The sequence below is a fragment of the Kitasatospora sp. NPDC127116 genome (assembly GCF_042677365.1).
GTDB classification, from domain to species: Bacteria; Actinomycetota; Actinomycetes; order Streptomycetales; family Streptomycetaceae; genus Kitasatospora; species Kitasatospora lactacystinica.
The window spans coordinates 1-2,226 of record NZ_JBHXTL010000126.1; the positions used below are offsets into that span (position 1 = coordinate 1).

Consider the following 2,226-nt stretch of genomic DNA (forward strand, 5'->3'; position numbering starts at 1 on the left):
TTTTTTTTCCCCTTCTGGGGTAGGGGTTGAAACCTCACACCGCCATATTTTCTTTTGTACTTGCCCTTCAACCCGGGGCCGGGCCCCCCACTGTGGTAGGGGCCGCCCACCCCCCGGTTGGCCGCACCCTTCCGCGTTGCAGCCCCACCTTTCGACTGCGCTGATCCCATGAACGCACAATCAGGCAAAGGCCTGATCTCATCGTCGGCGAACTTCCTGAGCGGAAGCCGGTTTTCCGCCGCCGGGGGCCGGGGTAGGGCGGAGGCGTTCGCACCCTGACCGTTCCGGTGCTCATGAGGGAGCGAATCCGTGACGCTTTCCTTGTCGGAAGGACACCCTCATGCACAGGTCCCTTCGGAACGCCTTCGCGACCGTCCTCGTGACGGGTGCGCTCACCACCGCTGCCGCTCCGGCCGCCGTCGCCGCCGAACAGGCGCCGTCGGCGGCCGGAGTGCGGGCGGAGCTCCGCAACCCGAAGACCGTCAAGGTCGCCGACTACAACCAGGCCCGCGACACCCTGATCAACGCGGGCAGCAGGACGGCCGCCAAGTCCCACCCGGCACACGGCACCAAGGACGTCCCGGTCTCCCACGGCACCAGCCTGCTCGCGGAGGCCCGCGACGAGTTCCGCGCCGCCGACCGGAACCTGCCGGCGGGCCAGAAGAAGTCCGACATGTCGATCCCGCACTACAACGCCGTCCACAGCGCGGCCAGGACCATGGGCATCGACCGCTGGTGACGCCTTCCCGCCGAGGCGGACGGTCGGGCCCTCCCCCGACCCCCGGCGGAGGGCCGGACCGTTTCACTGCTTCGGGGGCAGGGGCTCCTCCCGCGGGGCGCTCGGGCTGCCGTCCGGAAGGACGTCGAAGACCGTGAGCTTCTTGCGCCCGGTGATGGTGATCCGGTCCGTCCCGGACCAGTCGATGCGGACCAAGTCGCCGTACTGGGTGTTCCAGATGCCCATGCTCCAGTGGCGGGCGGACCAACCGGTACCGGACACCAGCTCCACCCGGTAGATCGGATCGATCGAGAAGGCGACATCGGTCATGGTCAGCACCCGGTCCGGGCGGCCCGGGGAGGCCTCCCGGTCGGTCCGCCCCGGGAAGCCGGTGGTCGCCAACACCGTGAACACGGTCATCGGCGCGCCGAAGATCAGCGCCACCAGGCCGGCGGCGCAACCGATCTGCGACACCCGGGTACGGAACTCCAGCTCGATGATCAGCGAGGCCACGACCAGCACGACCGCCGTGCCGACCAGCAGCACCGGGTGGTTGAGCCACTGATCGACCACCACCAGCCCGCCCGGTCGGGACGCGTACCAACCCGCCAGGTACGCCGGCAGCGCCGCGAACGCCACCCCTCTGAGCCTCCACGCGATCTGCTTGCGACGTGCCGCTGACATCCCTCGCTCGCCCCCGGCGGTTCACCGATCTTCGGCACGGACCTTACGACAGCTCTAGCGGGGCCGGGGCATGGCCGAGGGGCCGCCCAGCGTCCCGTCCTCGTCCACGGTGAAGACCTCGATCTCCTCCCGCAAGGTCACCGTGATCCGGCCCGGGGCGGACCATTCGGCCTTGACGAAGCCGTCGCCCTCCTCCCAGGTGCCGAGGCCCCAGTGGCGGGCCGACCAGCCGCTGCCCGTCAGCAGCTCCACCCGGTAGACCGGATCGATCGAGAAGGCGATGTCGGTGACGCGCAGCACGTGGTCGGAGCGGTTCGGGTCGGGCCTGCGGTCGACCAGCCGGCCGTCGCCGCCGAAGATGTACGCCACGGCCCCGACCCCCGCCCCGATGACGAGGAGCGGTGACAGGACGGCCGCGCAGCCGATCTGCGCCCATCTGGTGCGGAACTCGAACTGGGCCACCACCGAGGCGACGGCCAGCGTGATCGCCGTCCCGAGCAGCAGCACCGGGTGGTTCAGCCAGCGCTCGACCTCGACCAGCCCGCCCTGGCGGGAGGAGAAGTAGCCCGGCAGGTAGACGAGGACGGACGCCAGCGCGATGCCCCTGAGCCACCAGACGACCTGCCTGCGGCGCGTCACCGTCATTTGCTCCCCCCGGAGTTGTCCTTTGCCGGGACTTTACTACGGGGATGCCGGACGGGCCGGCGGCCGGGGTAGCCCGCGGGCGGGGCGCCCGGGGATCCCCCCCGACCCCCCCCCCCCCCCCGAGGAAACACACCCCCCCCCACAAAATCCCGCCCCCCCCCTCACCGAGGACCACGCCC

3 protein-coding genes are annotated in these 2,226 nt (G+C 70.6%); 1 reads left to right on the forward strand and 2 read right to left on the reverse strand.

Annotation, left to right across the window (positions count from 1 at the left end; genetic code table 11):
- Nucleotides 1-340 precede the first annotated feature (340 nt).
- A complete protein-coding gene (locus tag ACFVHV_RS35055; protein WP_359914318.1) occupies nucleotides 341-739 on the forward strand; it encodes a hypothetical protein in 399 nt (132 codons plus the stop codon).
- A gap of 63 nt (nucleotides 740-802) precedes the next feature.
- On the opposite strand, the gene ACFVHV_RS35060 is transcribed toward ACFVHV_RS35055, so the two are convergent.
- Nucleotides 803-1,357: a hypothetical protein gene (locus ACFVHV_RS35060; RefSeq protein WP_380356819.1), complete on the reverse strand. Its 555-nt coding sequence runs from the start codon at nucleotides 1,355-1,357 to the stop codon at nucleotides 803-805.
- 99 nt (nucleotides 1,358-1,456) lie between these two features.
- Nucleotides 1,457-2,047, reverse strand: a complete 591-nt coding sequence (locus ACFVHV_RS35065) for a hypothetical protein (protein WP_380356822.1) — start codon at nucleotides 2,045-2,047, stop codon at nucleotides 1,457-1,459.
- Nucleotides 2,048-2,226 lie beyond the last annotated feature (179 nt).